Here is a 23,463-nt window from a genome sequence, read left to right on the forward strand (position 1 = left end):
ACAACTCAGGAGTGTGATCGAGGTGACACATCATATGGCATATCTGGCTAAGATTTATGGCTGCAGGTCTGAGGGCGTATTGGCATGGCGATATAACCCGATGCGCCGCAACGCGCCGGCTATCTGTCTGTAGGGGAGGGGCTGGCTGGTGAATGATGATGCACTACACGCCACCGCTGTCGGCGGCCTTATCGCCAAACTCGAGGCGAACCCGACCAAGAGCAGAGCGGGCTTGCCACCCTCTGAGGCAGGTCACTGAATCGGGGGCGCTGGCGTGGTTAAATGGTCGGCTCACATCTTGCCGGATATTGCTGTGACCATGCCATCTGACCTTCAGCCGCCGCTTGCTTGGCCTGACTATCTGCAGGCATCCTGGCTGCGCTGCGCCCACCAGACCAGTGCCACCCTCTGGCATCCGCCCCACAGCGCCAAGGGGCAGACCTTGCAGAGCCTGCGCCAGCGCAAGCGCGACCTGCTCACCACCGGCGAGATGGCCCTCGAGGATCTCTACGAATTTATGGAGGGGCGCCCCTGCGCCCTGCTGCTCACCGACGAGAGCGGCTGCCTGCTGGCCCAGACCGGCCACCCCGACACCCTGCGTGAGCTGGCGGCGCTGGGGTTTGGCCCCGGCGCCTTCTTCAGCGAGGGGCGCATCGGCACCAATGCCATCAATCTGGCGGCGCTGGAGGGGGTACCGCTCTGTGTCAGCGGTGCCCAGCACTTCAATCAGACCCTGCACCCGTGGCACAGCTGCGCCAGCCCGGTCTACAACAGCAATGGCCGTCAGGTCGCCATCATCGCTTTGATCTGCAAGGTGGAGGAGGCGAGCGCCGGCGATCTGGCGCTTACCGTCAGCGCCGGGCGCGAGCTGGCCCATCTGCTGCAGATGGAGACCCTGATGCAGGAGTCCCAGCACCACCTGAGCGAACTTTACGCCCTGCTCGATGGCATGGATGACGGCGTGCTGGCCTGGGATCCGCAGGGCAGGCTGCGCTACCTCAACGCGCTGGCGGCCAACCGGCTGCGGCTCGATCCGGCACTCTGTCTCGGTCAGCCGCTGGAGCAGCACCTGCTGTTGCCACAGCGGTTGCAGCTGGCCATCAGGGGGCAGACGCCACTCAGCCATGTGGAGGTGACGCTGGAGCGGCTCGGCGCTCAGGAGGGGGAGTTTATCAATGCGCTGGTGAGCCTCAAGCCGCTGCCGGGGCCGGAGGGGGTCAGCTTTATCGCCCTGCTGCACCCGGTCGATCGGCTGCGGGCCATTCACCAGTTGCGCCAGACGGTGCCCGAGTTGTCGGCACTGGTGGGGGAGTCGAGCGCCATGCGCAAGCTGCTGCGCTACGCCCGGCAGGCGGCCCAGAGCCAGGGGCCGATCCTGCTGCGTGGCGAGGAGGAGGTGGGCAAGGCCCAGTTGGCGGAGGCGATCCACTTTGGCAGTGAACGGGCCGCCGGGCCGCTCATTACCCTCAACTGCAAGGCGCTGCCGAGCGAGCGGATGGCGCTGGAGTTGATGGGCTCCGACGAGGCGGGGCAGGAGCGGGCGGGCAAGTTCGAGATGGCCCACGGCGGCACCTTGGTACTGGAGCAGGTGGAGTGCCTCTCCGCTCCCATGCAGGCGGCGCTGCTGCAACTGCTCAAGACCGGTCGCATCCAGCGCTTCGATTCGGCCCGTATCCTGCCGCTCAAGGTGCGGATTATCGCCACCAGCAGCGCCCCGCTGGAGCAGCTGGTACAGGAGGGGCTGTTTGGCCGCCAGCTGCTCTATGCCTTGCAGGCGTGCGAGTTGTGGCTGCCGGGGCTGCGGGAGCGCGCGGCGGATCTGCCGGGCCTGATCAGCCAGCAGTTGGCGGCGCAGGGGCGCGAGCCGTTACGCCAGTTCAGTCCGGCGGCCCTCGACTGTCTGCTGGCCTATCCCTGGCCCGGTAATCTGGGGGAGTTGCGCAGCGCCGTCGAGCATGCGCTGCTCCACGCCGGTCAGGGGCCGATCCCGCCCGAGGCGCTGCCCGCTGCCATTCGGCACGGCTATCAGCGGGTGGCGGACGAGGTGGTGGGGCAACCGCTGCTCACGCTGGCGGAGCTGGAGCGGCAAGCCATCCTGCGCTGCGCCCACGCCTGCAAGGGACAGGTGAGCCAGATGGCCCAGCATCTGGGCATCAGCCGAACTACCCTCTGGCGGCGGCTCAAGCTGCTCGAGATCGATCCCGCCGACTATCACGGCTGATGGTGAGCCGCCGCCAACTGGCCCGCAGAAAGCGAAACGGCCCCGCAGTTGCGGGGCCGTTTTATATCGAAGGGTCAGCTGTGGTGCAGTTACAGCCCAAGCTGGTGGGCGGTGACGATGGCCGCCAGCACATCCTCGGCAGTGACCTTGAACGGCATATTGTGGATGGTCTCGCCCTCGGCAGTGGAGGCTTTGGCTACCTCCATCAGGCGCGCCATATCCAGCTCCTTGACCCCCATCATATGCAGGTTGGTCGGCAGGCCCACCGAGCGGCAGAAGGCCAGTACGGTTTCGATCTCCGCCATCGGGGCGTTCTCCAGCACCAGCTGCACTAGGGTACCGAACGCCACTTTCTCGCCGTGGTAGAGGTGGTGACACTCGGTCAGCTGGGTCAGGCCGTTGTGGATGGCGTGGGCGGCGGCCAGACCGCTGCTCTCGAAGCCGATACCGCTCAGATAGGTGTTGGCCTCGATGATGTTCTCCACCGCTTTGGTGCAGAGCCCCTGCTCCACCGCCAGTTTGGCCTTGTAGCCATCGGCCAGCAGGGTCTTGTAGCAGAGCTCGGCAATGGCCTGCGCCGCCAGCGTGGAGGCGCCACCGGCCATGGTATGGCAACCGGAGACCTTGTTGGCGCGCGCCTCGAAGTAGGTGGAGAGTGCATCACCCATGCCGGAGACCAAGAGCCGTACCGGAGCGCGGGAGACCACGCCGGTATCCATGATGACCATGTTGGGGTTGGTCGGGATCATCAGGTATTCGCTGAACTGCCCTTCCGGGGTGTAGATGACCGCCAGCGCGCTGGTGGGGGCATCGGTGGAGGCGATGGTGGGCACTATGACCACCGGCACCTTCTGATAGAAGGCGACCGACTTGGCGGTATCCAGCGTTTTGCCGCCGCCGATGCCGATGATGACGTCAAACGGGGTCTGCTGGCAGCGGGCCAGCAGGCGGTCGATCTCGGGGCGGGAGCATTCGCCGTTGAAGCAGTCGAACTCCGGCTTGATCCCGGCGCCGTGGAAGCTGGTGGCCACGGTATCGCCCACCAGCTTGGTGACGAAGGCGTCGGCCAGAATAAGCGGCTTGCTGCCGAGCGCCTTGACGTAGTTGCCGATATTGGCGAGGGCCCCGTTGCCTTGCACGTATTTGCTGGGGCTGATGATAATGCGGTCCATATTTTATCCCTCTCTCTTTATGAATTAAGAATCGGGGCGAAGGGGCGGCAGTGCCGGGGACTCCTTCGTCTTTACTTGCACAACAGTGGCGCGGCGGCTGGCCGATAAGGTCGCTGCCGCGCCTTGAAGCAGGCAGGTCAGTCGCCAAAGCGCTCGGCGGCCAGCTGCTGGAAGCAGGCCAATGCTGCGGTGGCATCCTCCCCGCGCGCCAGCAGGGTGAGCTGGTCGCCCTGACGCACGTTGAGCATGGCGAGCCGGGTCAGGCTGCGGGGATTGGCCTCTTTATCCCCCTTTTGCAGCTTGAGTTCAGCGGCAAAGGGCTTGAGGGCGGCTACCAGTCGGGCGGCGGGGCGCACATGCAGGCCGTGGGGGTTATCCACCACCACCTCGCAGCGCAGCCAGCCGTCGTCGGCAACGGGGGCCGTCTCGGTAGCAGCCTGCTCCGCGCTGGCTGGCAGCATCGCCTGTTTCGGGCCCAGCGCGCCGAGCGCCTCGGTGGCTACCTCGTCCAGCGTCAGGCCGGAACCGGCCGCCACCACGGCGGCCAGAGTACCCTCGACCAGCGGGGCGGAGCAGAGCCGCACCCTCGCGCTTAACTCGGGGGGCAGCAGTTCGAGGGCGGTTTCGGCACTCAGGAGGGCGCTGCCCAAGTCCATCAGCACCAGCACGCCGCTGCCGTCGTCCGCTTCTTCAATCGCACTCATCACCGCGATGGCGTCGGTGCCGATGGGGTGGTCGGGGTCATCGACCCCGGCCGCCAGCAGCAATCTGGCCGGGCTACCGAGCTGGTCGGCCAGCGCTTTCAAGCCGGCCGCCAGCATGGCGCTGTGAGAGACCACTACGATTCCGATCATGTCACAACCTCGCTCTGTCACGCAGGGCGGTCAGCAGCAGCAGAGTCGAGGTGGCCCCGGCATCCTGATGGCCGATGCTGCGCTCGCCAAGATAGCTGGCGCGCCCCTTGCGGGCCTGCATCTGGATGGTGGCCTCGGTCCCGGCTGCAGCGGCTGCCACCGCCTTGCCCAGCGCATCGTTGAGGGACAACTCTTGCTGCTGCGCCTGTTGCAGGGCGGCCAGTGCCGGCCACCAGGCATCGCACATGGTCTTGTCGCCCGGCTCGGCGCGGCCGCGAGAAACAATGCCCTCCACCCCGTCACTCAACATTTTGCACAGCTGGCTGAGGCTGAGGCTCTGGCAGGCATCACTGCTGGCCGCGGCCCGGATAAAGAAGGTGCCGTAGAGCGGGCCGCTGGCACCGCCGACCGAGGAGAGCAACGTCATGCCGGTGGTTTTCAGCACCTGACCGATATCCTTGTCTGCTACCGCGGGCAGCTTCTCGGCCACCTTGGCGAAGCCGCGCTGCATGTTGAGGCCGTGATCGCCGTCGCCGATATCGGTATCCAGCGCGGTGAGGTAGTCACGCTGCTCGGTAAAGATGTGTTCGCAGTCGAGCAGCCAGTTGACGATGTGGTGTTTGCTTAGCATGGCTATCGGCACTCCTTAGCAGCCGCGACGTAGGGCGGGGGTGTGAACGGGGGCATCCCACAGGGTCATCAGCTCATCATCCACCTTGAGCAGGGTGATGGAGATGCCGGTCATGTCGAGGGAGGTGCAGTAGGGGCCGATCAGGTTGCGCACCAGATGGATGCCCGCCTCCTCGCACAGGGTCGCGAGGCGACCATAGACACCGTAGAGCTCTGAAATCGGGGTGCCGCCGAGGCTGTTGACCAGCGCGATGACCCGATCACCCTTGTTGAGCGGTTCGATAAAGGTGTGCTCCTCCTGCCAGCTGCCGCTGGTGCGATCCCAGTGGCGCAGGGTGCGGCCATAGGGGGTGTTGTCAGTAAGCTCGCTGAACATATCGTCCACCAGGGTATTGAGGTCGGTGAAGGGGCGACGCTCGATGCCCGGCTCGCCGTGAATACCGACGCCGAACTCCAGCTCGTTGTCCGCCAGAGTGAAGGAGGGCTTGCCAGCAGCAGGCACAGTGCAGGCATGCATGGCCACGCCTATGGTGCGGCTCTGGTTGTTGATACGACGGGCCAGCGCCTCGCAGCGCGCCAGATCGTAGCCCGCCTCGGCGGCGGCACCGACCAGCTTCTCGCACAGCACTGTAGTGGCGACGCCACGGCGACCTGCGGTGTAGAGGCTGTCTTTGACCGCGACATCGTCATCGATCAGGGCGAAGCCCACCTTGACCCCATCGCCGTGCAGCAGCTCGACCGCGGTCTCGAAGTTGAGTACGTCGCCGGTGTAGTTCTTCACCAGAAACAGCACGCCCGCGCCGCCATCAACGGCCTGACCGCACTCGTACATCTGATCCGGGGTCGGGGAGGTAAAAATCTCGCCGGGGCAGGCGCCATCCAGCATCCCTTTGCCCACCAGCCCGCCGTGCATCGGCTCGTGGCCGCTACCACCGCCGGAGACCAGCGCCACCTTGCCCATCACGGGGGAGTCGGCGCGGGTGATGTAGTGGGGTTCGATACGTACCTTGAGCTCGGGGTGGGCGGCTGCCATCCCCATCAGTTGTTCACGGACCACGGCATCGACGGCATTGATCAGTTTCTTCATGGCTCACTCCTTGGCTTGCCACCGCTCGGGTGGGCAAATGGTTGATGGAGCCAGTCTAACGACAGAAAAAGGGATAAAAATGACGGGCGATTTGGTTCGGATTTGAAACAGCAGAAGGGGGATGGATGTTTCAATCTGAAACGGCGCGGGGCTAGCGGGCGGGAAACTGTTAGCTGACTCACAGCCATGAAAAAGGGCCCCGCAGGGCCCTTCGCTATAACCGGAATATGCGGGCGGGTTAGATGGCCCAGCCACCGGCATAGAAGACCACCAGCGCCAGGGCGATGATGACGGTGCCGACGTTCAGCTTCTTCCACTCGGCAGCGAAGATGCGGCCAACGACCAGCGCCACGAAGCCCAGCATGATGCCGGTCACGATGTTGCAGGTGAGCACGATGAAGACGGCGCACAGCATGCCGGAGAGGGCATCGACCGAGTCGCTGAAGTCCAGCTTGGTGACGTTGCCCAGCATCAGCAGACCGACGTACATCAGGGCCGGTGCGGTGGCGTAAGCCGGTACCAGATAGCTCAGCGGGGAGAGGAAGATCATCAGCAGGAACAGCACGCCGACCAGCGCGGCGGTCAGACCGGTCTTGCCACCGGCTGCGGTGCCTGCGGCGGATTCGATGTAGACGGCAGCCGGAGCGCCACCAACGGCACCTGCCACCATGCTGCTGACGGAGTCGGCAGTCAGGGCCTTGCCGCCGCTGATGATGTGGCCACGTTCGTTGATGAGGCCAGCCTGACCGGCCACGGCACGGATGGTACCGGTGGCGTCAAACACGGCGGTCATCACCAGCGCCAGTACGGTCGGAATGACTACCGGATTGAGGGCGCCCAGCAGATCCATGCTGCCCACTAGAGAGCCCTTCTCACCGGTCAGGCTCGGCATGGCGAAGAAGCCCTGCCAGGTCACTTTCGGGTCGAAGATAAGGCCGAGGATGGATATGGCGATAATCACCATCAGGATGCCGCCCGGCACCTTGCGACGTTCCAGACCGAAGATGGCGGCCAGACCCAGCACCGTCATGATGACCGGGAAGGCGGTCACTTCACCCAGTTGTACCGGCAGGCCAGCTCCTTCGTTCTTGATCACCATGCCGACGCCGTTGGTGGCGATCAGCAGCAGGAACAGACCGATACCGATGCCGGTACCGTGAGCGATGCCGGAGGGGAGGTTATCCAAGATCCACTGGCGCACGCCGGTGACACTGATCAGGGTAAACAGCACACCCATCAGGAAGATGGCGCCCAGCGCGACCGGAATGCTCAGCCCCTGACCCAGCACCAGACTGAAGGCGGTAAAGGCGGTGAGGGAGATGGCGCAACCGATAGCCATCGGCAGTTTGGCCCACAGACCCATCAGCAGGGAGCCGAAGGCAGCTATCAAGCAGGTGGCCACAAACACCGGGCCCTGCTCAAAGCCGGCAGCGCCCAGCATGTTCGGCACCACTATGATGCTGTAGACCATCGCCAGGAAGGTGGTCAGCCCCGCGACCAGCTCCTGACGCACGCTGCTGCCGCGCGCAGAAATGGAAAAATAAGAGTCCAGAAAGCCGCCAGTCCCTGTTTGGGCGGCCATATCTTGCTTTGCCATAACTAATCCTGAAAGTGTGAAGGAAATCGTTTGCGTTGGTGGCGCGCAAAATAGCAAGAATTCGCGGCAAATACAGCGGATAACCTGACTTTTTCGTCACTATTTTACATTTTGAGTCCATTCGGAGCTTATTGTAAGACTCAAGCGGTGAGAGCGTGTAAGGCAGGGAGCAAGCGGTCGGGGGAGGGGAGATCAGTGAGGAAAAAGCGGGGAAAAACAAAAAACCCGCCGAAGCGGGTTTTTTTAAATTCTTGCAGAGCTGTCAGCAGTTGGCATGAGCCATCAGCAGCATGCTCCGGCTTGAATTACAGACCAACTACGTTGGCAGCAGCCGGGCCTTTCTGGCCTTGCTCGATGGTGAACTCAACGCGCTGACCTTCGTCCAGGGTTTTGAAGCTGGTGGACTGGATAGCGGAGAAGTGTACGAACACGTCTTTGCTGCCGTCAGCCGGGGAGATGAAACCAAAACCTTTCTCAGCGTTGAAGAACTTAACGGTACCAGTCATTTTGTTAGACATAATAATTTCCTTAAATAGTGTTGAATGCCACCTAAATGGCAATTTTTGATTTTTCGTCAGCAATACGTATGGGGAGCACTAAAGAAGGAGAATTATTTGATAAGAATTATCCGAGGATAACGCTTATGCTAATCACTGCTTTACTAAAATGACTGCCTAACATAATCAGGTCTGAACTGCCGAACCATCGAGAAAGATTAAAACACGCTCTCATTTTTAAAGCAAACTTTATCTCGATATTAATGTTTTGTAACAGCCAAAAATATCATTTTTTATAGTAAACATGATGCATTTCAACGGCATAGAAAAATCAGTGCGGACTCATATCACCCTGTGGCAAGTCAGATTCGGCTTTTTTGTCCTGACTATGTAGCCAGTTCTGACAAAAAATATGAGAAAAAATGAAAAAGGTGGCGATAGACCGGGGATTGTCAGTTGGCGTTCTCTCTAAGTCACAATGTAAATCACTTCTTTGCTGCTGCGATTAGCTTCTGGGCTGCAAATCAATGGCAGCGCCAAATCTGGCTCATCGAGCATCGCCCAGACATGCAAACGCCCGCAGGCACAAGTGCCAGCGGGCGTTTTGCAAGAAGGGATCAGCGCTTGCTGCGAAACTTGTTGCTGACCGAATCAATCCAGCTGAAGGTTTCCGGCAGTACCTGGTTCTTGGCGCGCTCTTTGGCTTTCTCGCGAGCCAGCTTGGAGGCAGCCTTGGCCGCTTCGGCGCGGTCGGCCACAATTTTCAGGCGACCCTCTTCGCGGATCTTGTTCCGCTCTCCGTTGGTCAGCTGGTGGTCTGCATTGGCTTGTGCCTTTTGCAATAACAAGGCTATCTCGGCTTTTTCGGCCTCGGTCAGATCTTTCATTTCCAGCTTTTTCACGGCGCGCTCCTGCGGCAGGGTGGTTAGACACCCTAACACAGTTGTGCCGATCACTTCTTATGCAATCGGCTTTCCGGCAGTAAAAATGCGTGTTTGTGCCAACTTTCCGTTATTTCGCTGCCACTTTCCCGCCTGTTTGCCACATTTCAATTTATGGCGAGCGGTGAAGGCATCTCTTGCTCCTCCGGCTCGACGTGGATCAGCACGATGGCGTGGGGCAACTGCGCCATGATGGCGTGTTCGATGCGATCACAGATATCGTGGGCTTCGCCGATGCTCATCTCCGGGGGCAGGGTGAGGTGGAAGTCGATATGGCGGCGACGACCGGCACGACGGCTGCGCAGATCGTGGAAACCGCTGGCGGCAGGGCAGCATTCGGTGATGATGCGGCTGGTCATCGCCAGCTCTTCCGGGCTCATGCTCTGGTCGATCAGCGGCTGGAAGGCCTCGTTGAGCATGCTGATGGCCTCTCTGACAATAAAGATGGCGACCGCAATGGCGACCAGCGGGTCGAGGATGGCGAGTGAATGGTCGAACAGACCGGCCAGCCAGATCCCGCCAAGACCGACGGCGACCCCGGCTGAAGTGAGCACATCCGCCTTGAGATGAAGCGCATCGGCAGCCAGCGCGACCGACTCCTCCTCTCGGGCCACCTTATAGAGGTAGGCTGAGACGCCGCTGTTGACCAGCGCCGAGATCACCATCACCAGCACGCCCCAGCCAATGCTTTCAATCGGGCTGGGGGTGATCAGCTTGTCGACGGCTTCGAAGATGATCCAGCCCGCGGCCAGCAAGATAAGCAGTGCTTCGATGACGCCGGAGACATTTTCAATCTTGTCGTGACCATAGGGGTGGCGTTCATCGGGCGGGAGATCGGACTTTTTCACCGCGAACAGGGCGATCAGGGCCGCCACCAGATCCATGGCGGAGTGGATCGCCTCCGAGATGATACTGACCGAGCCGCTGGCGAAACCGGCCACCATTTTCATGATGATCAGACTGATATTGGAGCAGACCGACACCATGGCGGCTCTGGTTTTTCTGTTCATGTCACAGCTTCCTGAATAAAAACGGATATTTCGGTGCGGCGCGCATTATATCCGTCTGACCGGAAATAACCTATTCGGTGTTGTAACCTGATGTTTCCGGTGATATTGCGAATGCTTATTAAAATGGTGGCCTCTTGCGCGGCAATAAATAATGAGAGGGATTTATATTTATCCGTGAAAATATCTAGCCTACGATGGCTTAATATAAGCGTGACAACATTTAATAATGCGAATTACTCTTTTTTGGTCTTTCCTGTCGAGGTCGTTTGGCCTCCCCGCTCAGGGGGCGGAGCACAGCATTTTTGGACGAGAATGAGGCTGGATCCGGATGCCGCTGGAGGGTATGCTGGGTCTGGTGATGGTCTTGCACCATCCTACCAAGCGTACTGAAGTTGATGATTCGGATGGCATGCTGGCTCCCATGAGGAACCAACTGTCTGGGTAACATTTTTGGAGTTTGATGATGAGTAACAAAGAACATCACAACGGCAAAGATGCCAAGAAAAAACCGCAGATGTCACTGAAAGAGAAACGCGAAGCCAAACGTCAGAAAGCAGAACTGAAAAACGGCAGCGCAATGAAGTAACGCTCCCCTACTGCTGTTCCTTCGGAGCCAGTACAAAGCCAGCCCTTACCGGCTGGCTTTTATGTTTGTGGCTCACGGCGTGGCGCCGTAAGCCGCGAAAATCTGGTGATAACGACCATCCTGACGCATCGCCTCAAGGCGCTTATCAAACAGATTGCGGGCATCGGCCGTTCGGAAGGCAAAGTGATAGACGGTGGGCGGGAAGAGGTCTGCTTGCCTGACCTGATTGCGCTCGTAGTGCTCGCCTGCCTGGGCGGTGGCGATCAGCTGGTCGAGGTAGTAGTAGAACACCCGCTCCTCCAGTACGACTGCATCGACCCTGCCGCGCATCAGTTGGTGCACCTGCACCTGCTGCTTGGCTACCTCCTCATAGTGGGGATTCTGGTTGGCCATGGTGGCGAACGCGCCCCCCAGAATGATCCTTGCCCGTTGAAAGGCTGTGACCCGTTTTGAATGCAGGTCGTCCAGAGTATTGATGTGGGTGCTGCGCAGGGTGAAGATCCGGTTATGGAAGGTGATAACGGGCTGGGTCAGAACGTGAGGATCAACCATACCGGGTCTGACGTTGATGATGGCATCCAGCTTTCCTGACTCGAACAGGCGGAAGGTACGCTCCAGTGGCAGAAATTCAAAGCTGGGCTCATAGCCGCTGCCAGCGAACGCCTCTTTCAGCAGATCCAGCTCAATGCCACGCTGATTACTTTCGATGACATAAGGGGGGATGGCAAAGCTGACCCCGACCTTGAGTGGCTTTGCCTGCAACTGGCCGGAGAACATACTGGTCAGCATTAGCAATAAAGGGGTGAGCAGTTTCATTGCACTTTTCACAAAGCGTTCCTGTGGAGAATATCCATCACTGTAGGGGAGGCAACCAAAAAGCGTTATATCCCTTTCGGGCTGAGAGGTTCAGCCTGAGTGCATAAAAAAAGACCCTGAGTTATCAGGGCCTTTTCAATATTCTGTTCTTAGAACGGGATATCGTCGTCGAAATCCATCGGCGGCTCGTTATATACCGGCGGCGCAGATTGCGGCTGCTGGGCAGGACGGCCATAACCGCCTTGCGGCTGCATATTCTGCTGCGGAGCCGGTGCCGGGCGCTGCTGATTCATCGGCTGCTGGGCAGGCATGCTCTGCTGTGGCTGACCCCAGTTACCCTGGGATTGGCCACCCATGTTCTGGCCCATACCCTGACCGCCTTGTGGACGGCCACCCAGCATCTGCATCACGCCAGTGAAGCTGTCGACCAGCACTTCAGTGGTGTAGCGCTCCTGGCCGCTCTGATCCTGCCATTTGCGGGTTTGCAGTTTGCCTTCCACATAGACCTGGGAGCCCTTCTTCAGGTACTCGCCAGCCACTTCGGCCAGCTTGCCCATGAAGACAACGCGATGCCATTCGGTACGCTCTTTCTGCTCACCGGTCTGTTTGTCGCGCCAGGTTTCGGAGGTAGCCAGAGTAATGTTGGTCACAGCACCGCCACTCGGCATGTAGCGTACTTCCGGGTCTTGCCCGAGGTTACCGATCAGAATGACTTTATTGATGCCTCGACTGGCCATAATCTCTCTTCCACCTTATTTACCGGCCAGGTCGAAACCTGGTCCAACACGACTAGATACCTGATTAGTTGCTGTGTACGGGGCGCAATGTCCCGCAGACGCATGTGACGGTCATAGTAACAGTTGCGAAGCGGATTGGCAGCATCCTTAACCTGCTTGATGTGCCAAAGGTAACTGTTGGCTCCTGCCGTAGTGATGGTCGGGTTGCAGCTGTTTCCGGCGCGTCCGGCATCACATTTCTGCCATATATTCCTGTTATGCTGGCCGATTGGCGAATTGGAACAGGTTTTTAAATCGACTAAAAACATATGGTTACGATATTTATGAGATCCATTCTCATACTTTTTTAATATTGTGCTCCCATACCTCCTTGGTAGACTCAGTCGGCCAGATTAGGTGGTTTACAGGTTCAAGGAAGAGCACACAATGAAAGCCGCATGCCCGATCGCACTGGTCACTGAAAATAATGTGCAGGCCAGCACATTTGCTGCATACCTCATCTCTCATTTGAGCCGTCCCGTCCAGCTAATCCACGAGATTAATCAGCTAGATAACCAGTGTGACGGCACGCTGTTTCTCATCGATCTCGACTATATTCGCTCCGGCCAGTCACTGGGCTGGAACCGGGCGATCTCCGAACGCTTTGGCATGGCGACCACCGTGCTGCTCAATGCTCCCACTGCGACGGATCGCGACCTGCTGCTGATGTGGCCGCAGATCTGCGGTCTGTTTTTCCGTCAGGATCCGCTCGACAGACTGGTTGCCGGGTTGCAGAAAATCCTGTTGGGCGAGTACTGGATGCCGCGCCACCTGCTGTGCGAGCTGGTCGAATACTATCGCCAGGGCAACAGTTATCTGCTGCGTAACGACACTCTGCTGACCGCCAGAGAGCAGGAGATCATCCGTTATCTGATGACGGGCGCCTCCAATGTCGAGATCGCCGACAGCCTGTTTGTCAGCGAGCATACCGTCAAATCCCACCTCTATAACGTCTTTAAAAAGCTGAATGTGAAGAACCGGATCCAGGCGGTGAGCTGGGCCAAAGAGTATCTCGATGCTCCGGACTCCCACTGATGAAAGCGCTCTCTGTGGCGTGTTGCCTCGCGCTGCTTTGGGGCTGCACGACCGTTGTGGCAGCCGAGGCTGATACACCGCTGGAGTCGGTGCAGCCGGAGCAGGAGAGTGATCGGCTGGATGTGGATGGTCTGGTACTGGATCGTACCTTTACCCGTTTCGGTCAGGGCTTTTATAACGAATTTACCCGGCTGCGCAGCGATGAAGACCCGGATGCCAGAGAAAATCTGACGATTCATGAGCGCCCGACAGCCCGCTGGGGCAGCCTGATCTGGATCACTCATAACCGGAAGGTGATTTTTAAAACCGCGCTCTCTCCCGGCCGCAATCAGCAGGAGCAGAGCGCCAAACTGGCTTGGTCACAGGTCAGGCAGACCCTCGAACAGCAGAAGATCGCGACCCTGTTCATGGATACCTTCGATTTGGAACATGATGAACTATAAGGATATTTTTCATGCGTGCCCGGTTATGGCTAGTTGCTGCACTGATAGCGCCAACGCTCCATGCGTCGGAGCTTGTCTATCGCCCCATCAACCCCAGCTTTGGGGGTAACCCTCTCAACAGCAGTCATCTGCTTGGCACCGCCAATGCGCAGAATGATTACAAGGATCCCGCCAGTGGCAGCGGTAGCAGCGGCACCTCGGCGCTGGATCGCCTGACCTCCAACCTGCAATCCCGTCTGATCAGCCAGCTGCTGGCCGATATCGGCAAGGATGGCAGCCAGAGCGGCAGTCTGGTGACCGATGATTTTGCCATCAATGTGGTGGATGAAGATGGCACTCTGGTGGTTTCGATCACCGACCGGGTGACCAACCAGACCACCATGATCGAAGTGAATGGCCTGATTGCCGACTGAGGGCGCGATGAAACGACAACTGTTATTGATAGTGCCCCTGCTTGCGCTGGCTGGCTGTGCGACCCATATCGGCTCACCCGTTGCCGATGAGAAGGCAACCCTGATGCCGCGATCCGTCTCTTACAAGGAGCTGATCAGTCTGCCCAAGCCAAAAGGGAAAATTGTCGCGGCCGTCTACGATTTTCGCGATCAGACCGGTCAGTACCTGCCTGCACCGGCCTCCAACTTCTCCACGGCAGTTACCCAGGGCGGGGTGGCTATGCTGAGCACGGCCTTGTGGGACTCTCAATGGTTTGTGCCGCTGGAGCGGGAAGGGCTACAGAACCTGCTGACCGAGCGCAAGATTGTGCGGGCGGCCCAGAACAAGCCCAACGTTCCCGGCAACAATGCCAATCAACTGCCCTCGCTAGTTGCCGCCAACATCCTGATCGAGGGGGGGATCGTCGCCTATGACAGCAATGTACGAACCGGCGGGGCGGGGGCCAAGTATTTTGGCATCGGCGCCAGCGGGGAGTATCGGGTCGATCAGGTGACGGTCAATCTGCGCGCCGTCGATATCCGTTCAGGCCGGATCCTGAACAGTGTCACCACCTCCAAGACCGTATTGTCGCAACAGGTGCAGGCCGGGGTATTCCGTTTCGTCGAGTACAAGCGCCTGCTGGAGGCCGAGGCCGGTTTCAGCACCAATGAACCGGTACAGATGTGTGTCATGTCGGCTATCGAGTCCGGGGTGATCCGGCTAATAGCCAATGGCGTGCGGGACAATCTGTGGCAACTGGCTGACCAGCGGGATATCGACAATCCGATCCTGCAGGAGTACCTGCAAGACAATGCCCCGCTGCTTTGAGTTTTCCCGCTCGCGCAATGCCCTCCCTGGTGGAGGGCATTTTTTTGGCCTCCATCGAATACGAATTAAGACTTTCTGCTCAGCGACAGGGCGGCGCTTTTCATCCTCGAATCAGCGGAGTGCCTGATAGGCCGCCTCTGGTCTGACAGGGATACTGTGGGCGTTTTCCAACAAGGCGATGGCGCGATGAAACACCTGTTGAGTGCTCTCTTTTTTCTGCTGATATCGGGCGCCCCGCAACTCGCCGCAGAGCCTGCCGTCTTCGACGAGCTGGCGATGGCAAGCGAGCTGGATTCCGGTCTGCAGAACGATGGGAATCAGGCGCTGTTGTGGCAACTCGGTAGCGAGCAGCAACTGCATCTCACCCAGCAAGGGGAGCTGAATCAGGCGCGTCTGCTGCAACAGGGTTGGGCCAATGAGTTGGCGCTCTCCCAGGTGGGAGATGAGAACTGGGTCAATGGTGCGCAACTGGGCGAGGGCAATAGCGCCGAGCTCTATCAGGCGGGCATCAATAACCGGATTTGGCTGCTGCAACAAGGCAGCGGCAATGAAGCCTGGATCAGTCAGCAAGGGGCAGATAATCAGGCCCGGGCGATCCAGCTGGGTGATGGCAATCAGGCCAGCATCGAGCAAAACGGGTATGGATTGGCGGCAACCGTTATTCAGACGGGAGCCAATCAGCAAGTAAATGTCGTTCAAACCAACTGAGCCTAGGCTCAACCATTAGCACGAGAGGGAAATCATGTTTAAACGTACCATCATTGCCTCGGCAGTTCTTCTGGCGACCAGCACCGCTTGGGCGGCATCTACTGGCAACCAGGCTACGGTGAACCAGGCCCAGAGCGGCAATACCGCCACCATTAACCAGGTGGTGGGAAGCGTCGATAACAAGGCTAACATCGATCAAGCTGGTAACGACAACACAGCTGTTACCACTCAAAAGAATACCGGCCAGTCAGATGCCGATACTCGGCAGGTAGGTGACCGCAACCGTGGTTACATCTTGCAACAAGGTGACACTAACCTCTCCAAAGCCTCCATCGATACAAAGGGGAACGACAACTTTGCTGATGTGATTCAGCAATTTGAGAATGGCGGTGCGGTTGCCGGGGTTGTGCAGGATGGGGAGAGCAACGACGCCAAGATCAAGCAAGATAATGGTGACGGAGCTGACTCCATGATCACTCAAATCTCGGATGGTAATCAGGCTGTCATTAATAACCAGATATCCGATTTCGCTCGGGCGAGTGTACAGCAGCTAGAAGGGGGGGCTCACAAGGCTGACGTGACCCAGACAGCGGCTGATGGAGCCAACGCCGAAGTGGTACAACGTGGAGAGAGCAATATCACCAAGGTGCTGCAGGCAACCGGTAACTATGACTATGCACCGGCGGAAGGAACATCTGCAGTGGTGACTCAGAGTGGTTCTTTGAACAATGCAGACGTCACTCAATACGATAGTGCCAACGTAGCGACTGTTGAGCAAAGTGGAACCGGCGGTAAGGTGGTGACCCTGCAACAAGGATCTGATGCTGGGGAGGGCAACCACCTGCTGGCAAAACAGAGTGGTAGCAGCGAGTTTGCTGAGTTGAAACAAGATGGTAATCGCAACCGTATTGAGACCGACCAGCAAGGTACTGGCAATGATGCCTTGATCAACCAGACAGGTGATGACAACAAGGCCGTGGTCAATCAGTTAGCCAGCAGTACCGATGGTGCGGTCACCATTGATCAGGTAGGCAATGACAACTATGCCAATGCAGTGCAACAAGCAGGCAGCGGCAATACCATCGATATCGACCAGAACGGAACTGGCAACCAGGTTGCATCTGCTCGTGATGGTGAAGGCAAAGGCGCATGGACCTGGGGCTCGGACAACGAGCTGGTCGTTGCTCAGAAAGGTACTGACAACTGGGCTTATGCCGATGCGTCTCACTCTGAGTCTGTGGTCAAAGTGAGCCAGGATGGTGAGCTGAACAATGCCAAGGTTGAGTCCTACTTGGGTAGCGAGAACAAACTCACCGTGACCCAGAACGGCGCTGAGCACGAGGCTAATGTCTACGTCAATGCTGGGGTTGGTGGGGGGCGCAACACCGTTGATGTGGTGCAAAACGAAAGCTTCAATACTGCCAATGTGACCGTATTGGGCAGCGATAACCGTGCCTATGTCTATCAGGGTTCTGGTAGCAACTGATGGTCATCTCCGGATTAAGGGGCCTGCGGGCCCCTCTTTTATTGGTGCTGCTCTGTGGGTTGATGCTGGTTTATCGCGTTCCTTCACCAGTAACTGCAAGGGAAACCGAGATAGAACCCGATCCGTCGATCCGCTTGTCCCTCAATATGGTGCAGAGCGAACAGGGGCTGTCACTTGCACCGACGCTGTTCAGCAAGCGCAACTTGAAGGTGAGCTTCAGGTTGCTGGTGTATGGCGAAGGGGCCGCCGGGAGCACGACTCAGCGCCAGAGCCGTAATCTGTCGCTGCAGGCTGGAGTGGTCATGGCGGCTGGCAAAATAGGGCTGGGTTTGCGTTGCCCCTATCGGGTCGAGGTCACCGCCAGGATATGGCAAAACGAGCGGCTGCTGGTGGAGAAAAAAGAGCAGATGGCGTGCGCCGGATGATGCGCATTTCATCTCATGACTGTCTATTCATCCAGTAGTCTCTATGCCATACTGACTCGCTCAGGTTTCTGTATCGAGCGTGCAACAAGATGGAAAAGATCGTGGTCCGGGGTGCTCGCACCCACAACCTCAAGAACATCAATCTGACCCTGCCCCGCGACAAGCTGATCGTGGTCACCGGCCTCTCCGGTTCTGGCAAATCCTCTCTGGCGTTCGATACCCTCTATGCCGAGGGGCAGCGCCGCTATGTGGAGTCCCTCTCCGCCTATGCCCGCCAATTCCTCTCCTTGATGGAGAAGCCGGACGTCGACCATATCGAGGGGCTTTCGCCCGCCATCTCCATCGAGCAGAAGTCCACCTCCCACAACCCGCGCTCGACCGTCGGCACCATCACCGAGATCTACGACTACCTGCGTCTGCTGTTTGCCCGGGTCGGTGAGCCGCGCTGTCCGACCCATGCCATTCCGCTCGCCGCCCAGACCATCAGCCAGATGGTGGATCAGGTGCTGGCTCAGCCGGAGGGGAGCAAGCTGATGCTGCTGGCCCCGGTGGTGCGCGATCGCAAGGGGGAGCACACCAAGCTACTGGAGAATCTGGCGGCCCAGGGCTACATCCGTGCCCGTATCGACGGCGAGGTGTGCGATCTCTCCGATCCTCCGACTCTGGAGCTGCACAAGAAGCACACCATCGAGGTGGTGGTGGATCGCTTCAAGGTGCGCGAGGACCTTGCCTTGCGTTTGGCCGAGTCGTTCGAGACGGCGCTGACCCTCTCCGGCGGCATAGTACTGGTAGTGCCGATGGACGGGGAAGAGGGGGTCGCCCCCATGACCTTCTCCGCCAACTTCGCCTGCCCGGAGTGTGGCTACTCCATGTCGGAGCTGGAGCCGCGCATCTTCTCCTTCAACAATCCGGCCGGTGCCTGCCCGACCTGCGACGGCCTCGGGGTGCAGCAATATTTCGATCCAGCCAAGGTGATCGGCGATCCGGCCATCAGTCTGGCCAATGGCGCTATCCGCGGCTGGGACAAACGTAGCTTCTACTACTTCCAGATGCTGAAATCCCTCTCCGAACACTACAAGTTCGATCTGGAGACGCCGTGGGAAGATCTACCGGTCAAGACCCAGGAGGTGATCCTGCGTGGCTCCGGTCGTACCGAGATCGAGTTCCGCTACATGAACGACCGCGGCGATGTGGTGGTGCGCAAGCACCCGTTCGAGGGGATCCTGCACAACATGGAGCGGCGCTACCGGGAAACCGAGTCCAACTCGGTGCGTGAAGAGCTCTCCAAATATATCGCGAACAAATCCTGTACCAGCTGCGGCGGCAGTCGATTGCGGGAGGAGGCGCGCCACGTTTTCGTCGACAACCGCAACCTGCCGGCCATTGCCGAGCAGTCCATCGGCGATGCACTGGCCTTCTTCGAAGGGTTGAATCTGACCGGCCAGCGCGCCCAGATCGCCGAGAAGATCCTCAAAGAGATCGTCGAGCGGCTCGGCTTCTTGGTAAACGTTGGCCTCAACTACCTGAGTCTGTCGCGCAGTGCCGAGACCCTCTCCGGCGGCGAAGCGCAACGCATTCGACTGGCCAGCCAGATCGGTGCCGGTCTGGTGGGGGTGATGTATGTGCTGGACGAGCCTTCCATCGGCCTGCACCAACGCGACAATGAAAGGTTACTCAAGACTCTCACTCACCTGCGAGATCTTGGCAACACAGTGATCGTGGTGGAGCACGACGAGGATGCCATCCGCCTCGCCGACCATGTGCTCGATATCGGCCCGGGGGCGGGCGTGCATGGCGGAGCCATCGTCGCGCAGGGCACGCCGGAGGAGATCATCAATAATCCCGAGTCGCTGACCGGTGACTACCTCTCCGGGCGCAAGCAGATCGCCATTCCCGCCGAGCGGACTCCGCTCACCGGCAAGTGGTTGAAACTCAAGGGGGCGAGCGGCAACAACCTGCGCAACGTCAACCTGGATCTGCCGATCGGGGTGATGACCTGCGTGACTGGCGTCTCCGGCTCCGGCAAGTCGACCCTGATCAACGACACATTGTTCCGCATCGCTCACCGCGAGCTGAACAAGGCCACTGAGTCCACCCCGGCGCCCTATCGCAGCGTGGAAGGGCTGGAGCATCTGGACAAGGTGGTGGATATCGATCAAAGCCCCATCGGCCGCACCCCGCGCTCCAACCCGGCCACCTATACCGGTTTGTTCACTCCGATCCGCGAGCTGCTCTCCGGCACCCAGGAGGCGCGCTCGCGCGGCTACCAGCCGGGGCGCTTCTCCTTCAACGTGAAGGGGGGGCGCTGCGAGGCGTGCCAGGGGGATGGGGTCATCAAGGTGGAGATGCACTTCCTGCCGGATGTCTACGTGCCGTGCGATGTCTGCAAGGGCAAGCGCTACAACCGCGAGACGCTGGAGGTGAAGTACAAGGGCAAAAACATCCACGAAATCCTCGAGATGACAGTGGAAGATGCCCGCGAGTTCTTCGATCCGGTGCCGGCGGTGGCGCGCAAGCTGCAGACCCTGATGGATGTGGGCCTCTCCTATATCCGCCTCGGCCAGTCGGCCACCACGCTCTCTGGCGGCGAGGCGCAGCGGGTCAAGCTGGCGCGGGAGCTCTCCAAGCGGGATACCGGTCAGACCCTCTATATTCTGGACGAGCCGACCACCGGCCTGCACTTCCACGACATCCAGCAACTGCTCAAGGTGCTGCACCAGCTGCGGGATCGCGGTAACACCATCGTCATCATCGAGCACAACCTTGATGTGGTAAAAACTGCCGATTGGATCGTCGATCTGGGGCCGGAGGGAGGCGCCGGTGGTGGCCGCATTCTGGTGACGGGGACGCCGGAAGAGATTTGCACCAATAAAGAGTCTCATACAGCTCGTTTTTTACGACCGCTATTGGCGCGATAAGCCGTTATAATCGAGGGGCCTTTGGCCCCTTTTTGTTATAAAAATCGGGAGCATAGGGGGAAGTTCGTCAAGTGGGGCAGGCTTGGCATCTTAGCGTCATGGTAATGGATATATCGGGTTATGGCTCAGGCTCCGCGCACGATTGATCATCAGTTGGCTTACTCCATGTTCCCCATCTGGCTGGGGGCGATCCTGCTATTGCTGGTCCTGCTGGCGTGGGCCCAGATCCCGGCTGCCAGCCGGATTGAAGAACAGCGAATGAAGGAGCATCTGCTGCGCGTGACCAAGGCGGTGCAGGCGGATGTGGCCGCTCTGGATGCATTCAGTCGGGATTGGGGCATCTGGGATGACAGTCACCGTTTTATGGACAACAAAAGCAGGGCGTACATCGAATCCAACCTGTTCAGTGATATGCCGATGCGGGATTTTAGTCTCAACCTGATGAGCTTCATGGATCTCACCGGCTACGAAATCTGGACGCGGACCCTGCTACCCGATGCGCCGGGGATCAATCCGGACCAGTTTCCCTACTTCCTTGATGAACTGAAAAAGCAGTTAAGGGCGCGCTCGGTGGCGCAAGGGGGCATCAATCTGCACGGGATCCGTGCTTCCCAGTGGGGGCCGCTGATGTACTCGTGGCAGCCGATCAGAAACAGTGACGAGTCGGCACCGTTCAACGGTTTCTTGCTGGTTGTACGTTGGCTCGACAAAGACTATCTCGAGCAGGTATCGGAGCGTACCGCACTGCCTCTGGCGATTTCCCACGCCAATCTGGATGTCACCGCTACCTTCAAACCACTGAAACCGCAAATAACGTATCGCCTGATCGACCTTGGGCTGACCCGGCTCAGGGGAGAGGTGCGACTGCTTAACAGCGATAACCAGCCGGTACTGACTCTGGTGATTGAGGAGGAGAGAAAGATCTTGAGTAGCGTCATGGAGGGGGCGCTCTGGACCTTTATCGGCATGCTGTTTATCAGTTTTATCTGCGTCATGATCGCCATGTACCGGCTCAACAGCATTGTGCTCACCCCGTTGCAGCAGCTGGTGTCGGCGCTGCAACGCTTTGGCGATCGGCCAGATGCCACCTTGATCCCCTATATCGACAGCAGCGCCGAGATGGCGACCTTGAGCGGCAAGTTCAAGGAGATGGCCAGCAAGGTCAGTCAGCAACACGATGATTTGTTGGAAAAATCCAGCCAGATGGAGATGGCTGCATTCACCGACCCCTTGACCCGTTGTTTCAATCGTCGCTATCTCGATGGTTGGTTGCAGGCCAACCGGGCCAAACCTTGTCTGTTATTGCTGCTGGATCTGGATCATTTCAAGCGGATCAATGATCGCCTTGGCCATGACATCGGGGATCTGGTGCTGAAACAGTTGGCGGATCTGCTGCGCAAGGTGGTGACAGGAGAGCGTGAGCCGATCATCCGGCTGGGCGGGGAGGAGTTCTTGTTGCTGCTACAAGTGGATGATGAGCAAGAGTTGGCGCTGCGGGTCGAATATCTGCGCCAGCGTGTCGCTCAGCACCGCTTTGGCAGAGAGGATGTGCCACTCTGGTTGACGGTGTCGCTGGGATTCTGCCGCTATCCGTTGCACCCGGAGTACCCGGATTCATTCTGGAGTCATAGCTTCAAACTGGCGGACATGGCACTGTATCAGGCCAAAGTCGGCGGGCGAAATCGGTGGTGTGGCTACGCTGGTACCCTCTCTGCGGAGGGAATAGGCCAGACGCCGGAACAGCTTGCCGAAGGGGGGGATATCACCCTACTGCACTCTGTCAACCCGGATTAACCCTGCCGTACCAATACCAGATAGGCCAGGGCGACAATAAAACCGAGCAGGATAAAGAGAAAGGATCCGATTCCCCACACGGCCGCGAGAAAGGCCCCCACCTTTTGCCATTTCGACTCATTTTTCATAAATAAACCATTACTTCCCAGTAACTTGTATGGCGCAAAAAATACGCTGATTTACCCATATAAACAACAATTAATAGCCGCACTGCCGTGCAATAAGATGTGGTTTGCTTGCGCCTTTTGGCGCTGGGCGCTGGTAGTTACAACCTGTCGAAACAGGTATTTCGGCTTGTTGTCTGGGGACTCAACGAGATTGGGATGGTGCGCAAAGATGTCACACCAATCGATTTATTTCTGTGCAACCTTTGCTCCAAGTCAATAACTTTGCATTTACAAGGGCATATAGTCAGCGGGCTTACAGCATCAAATGAAAACAAAAAAAGGGATTACGTGATGAAAAAATTACTTCCTCTGATGATCGCCGCTGCAGTGACCTCTCCTTTCGCCATGGCCCATCAGGCTGGTGATATTCTGGTTCGTGGTGGTTTGGCATTTGTATCGCCGCAGGAAAGCAGCACGCCTGTAGAGCTGGAAATTAATGACAACATGCAATTGGGATTGACTCTCTCTTACATGATTACTGATAACTGGGGTGTCGAATTGCTGGCTGCAACCCCCTTCTCTCATTCAGTCAAACTGGGTGGCGCTGAAGTTGCCAAGATCAAGCATCTGCCGCCGACTCTGATGGGTCAGTACTATTTTGGCGATGCTCAAAGCAAGGTTCGCCCGTATGTCGGTATTGGCGTGAACTACACCACCTTCTTTGATGAAGAGGGTCGTGGTGCACTGTCAGGAACCGATGTCAAAGTCGATGACTCCTGGGGTGTTGCCGGACAAGTTGGTATCGATATGGCGATCACTGACCGCTGGTTTGTCAACGGTTCAGCCTGGATCATGGATATCGATACCGATGTGCATACAGCGATTGGCACCATTAATACCAAGGTCGACCCGATGGCCTTTATGGTGGGTGTTGGCTATCGCTTCTAATGATTCTGATTGCGGTTCTGAACGGACCGCGGAAGATAGCAAAGTACGTCTCTTTCAGCCCGGCTTGTGCCGGGCTTTTTTCGTATGGCTGATTTTGTCTGTACTGTGATCCAACCCGATACAAATCAATTAAATACCTGCCGCTTTATTTC

22 protein-coding genes are annotated in these 23,463 nt (G+C 58.4%); 12 read left to right on the forward strand and 10 right to left on the reverse strand.

Going from position 1 to position 23,463, the window contains the following annotated elements; all coding sequences use genetic code 11:
* Positions 1–319 precede the first annotated feature (319 nt).
* The gene (gene dhaR, locus I6L41_RS18820) at positions 320–2,221 is read left to right on the forward strand and encodes a dihydroxyacetone kinase operon transcriptional regulator DhaR (RefSeq protein ID WP_216960603.1); all 1,902 of its coding nucleotides are present in this window, start codon (positions 320–322) and stop codon (positions 2,219–2,221) included.
* 89 nt (positions 2,222–2,310) lie between these two features.
* Here dhaR and I6L41_RS18825 read toward each other — a convergent pair whose 3' ends face one another.
* From I6L41_RS18825 to I6L41_RS18860, 8 genes are all read right to left on the reverse strand, one after another.
* Positions 2,311–3,393, reverse strand: a complete 1,083-nt coding sequence (locus I6L41_RS18825; RefSeq protein WP_216960605.1) for a glycerol dehydrogenase — start codon at positions 3,391–3,393, stop codon at positions 2,311–2,313.
* A 137-nt stretch (positions 3,394–3,530) separates the two neighbouring features.
* A complete protein-coding gene (gene dhaM, locus I6L41_RS18830) occupies positions 3,531–4,247 on the reverse strand; it encodes a dihydroxyacetone kinase phosphoryl donor subunit DhaM (RefSeq protein ID WP_216960607.1) in 717 nt (238 codons plus the stop codon).
* Position 4,248: 1 nt separating this feature from the next.
* Positions 4,249–4,878, reverse strand: a complete 630-nt coding sequence (gene dhaL, locus I6L41_RS18835) for a dihydroxyacetone kinase subunit DhaL (RefSeq protein WP_216960609.1) — start codon at positions 4,876–4,878, stop codon at positions 4,249–4,251.
* A 15-nt stretch (positions 4,879–4,893) separates the two neighbouring features.
* Positions 4,894–5,964, reverse strand: a complete 1,071-nt coding sequence (dhaK, locus tag I6L41_RS18840; protein ID WP_043851621.1) for a dihydroxyacetone kinase subunit DhaK — start codon at positions 5,962–5,964, stop codon at positions 4,894–4,896.
* A 238-nt stretch (positions 5,965–6,202) separates the two neighbouring features.
* A complete protein-coding gene (locus tag I6L41_RS18845) occupies positions 6,203–7,561 on the reverse strand; it encodes an NCS2 family permease (RefSeq protein ID WP_005355011.1) in 1,359 nt (452 codons plus the stop codon).
* Between the two features lie 305 nt (positions 7,562–7,866).
* Positions 7,867–8,079, reverse strand: a complete 213-nt coding sequence (cspA, locus tag I6L41_RS18850; RefSeq protein WP_005316548.1) for an RNA chaperone/antiterminator CspA — start codon at positions 8,077–8,079, stop codon at positions 7,867–7,869.
* Between the two features lie 596 nt (positions 8,080–8,675).
* Positions 8,676–8,960: a DUF3811 domain-containing protein gene (gene yjbD / locus I6L41_RS18855; protein WP_005340165.1), complete on the reverse strand. Its 285-nt coding sequence runs from the start codon at positions 8,958–8,960 to the stop codon at positions 8,676–8,678.
* A gap of 146 nt (positions 8,961–9,106) precedes the next feature.
* A complete protein-coding gene (locus I6L41_RS18860; protein WP_201988155.1) occupies positions 9,107–10,009 on the reverse strand; it encodes a cation diffusion facilitator family transporter in 903 nt (300 codons plus the stop codon).
* 460 nt (positions 10,010–10,469) lie between these two features.
* On the opposite strand from I6L41_RS18860, the gene I6L41_RS20855 reads away from it, so the two are divergent.
* The gene (locus tag I6L41_RS20855; protein WP_019445191.1) at positions 10,470–10,595 is read left to right on the forward strand and encodes a hypothetical protein; all 126 of its coding nucleotides are present in this window, start codon (positions 10,470–10,472) and stop codon (positions 10,593–10,595) included.
* Positions 10,596–10,667: 72 nt separating this feature from the next.
* On the opposite strand, the gene I6L41_RS18865 is transcribed toward I6L41_RS20855, so the two are convergent.
* Entirely contained in the window at positions 10,668–11,384 is a 717-nt protein-coding gene (locus I6L41_RS18865; RefSeq protein ID WP_236726884.1) for an ABC transporter substrate-binding protein, read from the reverse strand.
* Between the two features lie 176 nt (positions 11,385–11,560).
* Positions 11,561–12,148 (reverse strand): single-stranded DNA-binding protein, encoded by a 588-nt coding sequence (locus I6L41_RS18870; RefSeq protein ID WP_005340181.1) that lies wholly within the window; start codon positions 12,146–12,148, stop codon positions 11,561–11,563.
* 426 nt (positions 12,149–12,574) lie between these two features.
* On the opposite strand from I6L41_RS18870, the gene I6L41_RS18875 reads away from it, so the two are divergent.
* The 10 genes from I6L41_RS18875 to I6L41_RS18920 all read left to right on the forward strand — a co-directional run bounded on the left by I6L41_RS18875 (position 12,575) and on the right by I6L41_RS18920 (position 23,311).
* The gene (locus I6L41_RS18875) at positions 12,575–13,222 is read left to right on the forward strand and encodes a LuxR C-terminal-related transcriptional regulator (RefSeq protein ID WP_042080923.1); all 648 of its coding nucleotides are present in this window, start codon (positions 12,575–12,577) and stop codon (positions 13,220–13,222) included.
* Positions 13,222–13,665, forward strand: a complete 444-nt coding sequence (locus tag I6L41_RS18880; RefSeq protein WP_005355005.1) for a curli production assembly/transport protein CsgE — start codon at positions 13,222–13,224, stop codon at positions 13,663–13,665. The genes I6L41_RS18875 and I6L41_RS18880 overlap by 1 nt, the downstream gene beginning before the upstream one ends.
* Before the next feature lie 11 nt (positions 13,666–13,676).
* Positions 13,677–14,078 carry a curli assembly protein CsgF gene (locus I6L41_RS18885; RefSeq protein WP_005355004.1) on the forward strand — a complete coding sequence of 134 codons (402 nt, stop codon included), beginning with the start codon at positions 13,677–13,679 and terminating at the stop codon, positions 14,076–14,078.
* Between the two features lie 7 nt (positions 14,079–14,085).
* A complete protein-coding gene (locus I6L41_RS18890; protein WP_005355003.1) occupies positions 14,086–14,925 on the forward strand; it encodes a CsgG/HfaB family protein in 840 nt (279 codons plus the stop codon).
* 186 nt (positions 14,926–15,111) lie between these two features.
* Positions 15,112–15,633 carry a curlin gene (locus tag I6L41_RS18895; RefSeq protein WP_111901629.1) on the forward strand — a complete coding sequence of 174 codons (522 nt, stop codon included), beginning with the start codon at positions 15,112–15,114 and terminating at the stop codon, positions 15,631–15,633.
* Positions 15,634–15,667: 34 nt separating this feature from the next.
* Entirely contained in the window at positions 15,668–17,119 is a 1,452-nt protein-coding gene (locus I6L41_RS18900) for a curlin (protein WP_043822571.1), read from the forward strand.
* A complete protein-coding gene (locus tag I6L41_RS18905; RefSeq protein ID WP_216960611.1) occupies positions 17,119–17,544 on the forward strand; it encodes a hypothetical protein in 426 nt (141 codons plus the stop codon). Before I6L41_RS18900 ends, I6L41_RS18905 begins: the two co-directional genes overlap by 1 nt.
* 89 nt (positions 17,545–17,633) lie before the next feature.
* Positions 17,634–20,462: an excinuclease ABC subunit UvrA gene (uvrA, locus tag I6L41_RS18910; RefSeq protein ID WP_216960613.1), complete on the forward strand. Its 2,829-nt coding sequence runs from the start codon at positions 17,634–17,636 to the stop codon at positions 20,460–20,462.
* Between the two features lie 120 nt (positions 20,463–20,582).
* Positions 20,583–22,256 (forward strand): diguanylate cyclase, encoded by a 1,674-nt coding sequence (locus I6L41_RS18915; protein WP_216960615.1) that lies wholly within the window; start codon positions 20,583–20,585, stop codon positions 22,254–22,256.
* Positions 22,257–22,714: 458 nt separating this feature from the next.
* Positions 22,715–23,311 carry an OmpW family outer membrane protein gene (locus I6L41_RS18920; RefSeq protein WP_005340187.1) on the forward strand — a complete coding sequence of 199 codons (597 nt, stop codon included), beginning with the start codon at positions 22,715–22,717 and terminating at the stop codon, positions 23,309–23,311.
* The last annotated feature ends 152 nt before the right edge of the window (positions 23,312–23,463 follow it).

It is taken from the genome of Aeromonas sp. FDAARGOS 1411, assembly GCF_019047125.1.
GTDB classification, from domain to species: Bacteria; Pseudomonadota; Gammaproteobacteria; order Enterobacterales; family Aeromonadaceae; genus Aeromonas; species Aeromonas veronii.

Excerpts from the sequence above, each read along its gene's own strand:
- dhaR (WP_216960603.1), top strand. The coding sequence starts at position 320 with ATGCCATCTGACCTTCAGCCGCCGCTTGCTTGGCCTGACTATCTGCAG.
- I6L41_RS18825 (WP_216960605.1), bottom strand. The coding sequence starts at position 3,393 with ATGGACCGCATTATCATCAGCCCCAGCAAATACGTGCAAGGCAACGGG.
- dhaM (WP_216960607.1), bottom strand. The coding sequence starts at position 4,247 with ATGATCGGAATCGTAGTGGTCTCTCACAGCGCCATGCTGGCGGCCGGC.
- dhaL (WP_216960609.1), bottom strand. The coding sequence starts at position 4,878 with ATGCTAAGCAAACACCACATCGTCAACTGGCTGCTCGACTGCGAACAC.
- dhaK (WP_043851621.1), bottom strand. The coding sequence starts at position 5,964 with ATGAAGAAACTGATCAATGCCGTCGATGCCGTGGTCCGTGAACAACTG.
- I6L41_RS18845 (WP_005355011.1), bottom strand. The coding sequence starts at position 7,561 with ATGGCAAAGCAAGATATGGCCGCCCAAACAGGGACTGGCGGCTTTCTG.
- cspA (WP_005316548.1), bottom strand. The coding sequence starts at position 8,079 with ATGTCTAACAAAATGACTGGTACCGTTAAGTTCTTCAACGCTGAGAAA.
- I6L41_RS18860 (WP_201988155.1), bottom strand. The coding sequence starts at position 10,009 with ATGAACAGAAAAACCAGAGCCGCCATGGTGTCGGTCTGCTCCAATATC.
- I6L41_RS20855 (WP_019445191.1), top strand. The coding sequence starts at position 10,470 with ATGATGAGTAACAAAGAACATCACAACGGCAAAGATGCCAAGAAAAAA.
- I6L41_RS18865 (WP_236726884.1), bottom strand. The coding sequence starts at position 11,384 with ATGCTGACCAGTATGTTCTCCGGCCAGTTGCAGGCAAAGCCACTCAAG.
- I6L41_RS18870 (WP_005340181.1), bottom strand. The coding sequence starts at position 12,148 with ATGGCCAGTCGAGGCATCAATAAAGTCATTCTGATCGGTAACCTCGGG.
- I6L41_RS18875 (WP_042080923.1), top strand. The coding sequence starts at position 12,575 with ATGAAAGCCGCATGCCCGATCGCACTGGTCACTGAAAATAATGTGCAG.
- I6L41_RS18880 (WP_005355005.1), top strand. The coding sequence starts at position 13,222 with ATGAAAGCGCTCTCTGTGGCGTGTTGCCTCGCGCTGCTTTGGGGCTGC.
- I6L41_RS18885 (WP_005355004.1), top strand. The coding sequence starts at position 13,677 with ATGCGTGCCCGGTTATGGCTAGTTGCTGCACTGATAGCGCCAACGCTC.
- I6L41_RS18890 (WP_005355003.1), top strand. The coding sequence starts at position 14,086 with ATGAAACGACAACTGTTATTGATAGTGCCCCTGCTTGCGCTGGCTGGC.
- I6L41_RS18895 (WP_111901629.1), top strand. The coding sequence starts at position 15,112 with ATGAAACACCTGTTGAGTGCTCTCTTTTTTCTGCTGATATCGGGCGCC.
- I6L41_RS18900 (WP_043822571.1), top strand. The coding sequence starts at position 15,668 with ATGTTTAAACGTACCATCATTGCCTCGGCAGTTCTTCTGGCGACCAGC.
- I6L41_RS18905 (WP_216960611.1), top strand. The coding sequence starts at position 17,119 with ATGGTCATCTCCGGATTAAGGGGCCTGCGGGCCCCTCTTTTATTGGTG.
- uvrA (WP_216960613.1), top strand. The coding sequence starts at position 17,634 with ATGGAAAAGATCGTGGTCCGGGGTGCTCGCACCCACAACCTCAAGAAC.
- I6L41_RS18915 (WP_216960615.1), top strand. The coding sequence starts at position 20,583 with ATGGCTCAGGCTCCGCGCACGATTGATCATCAGTTGGCTTACTCCATG.
- I6L41_RS18920 (WP_005340187.1), top strand. The coding sequence starts at position 22,715 with ATGAAAAAATTACTTCCTCTGATGATCGCCGCTGCAGTGACCTCTCCT.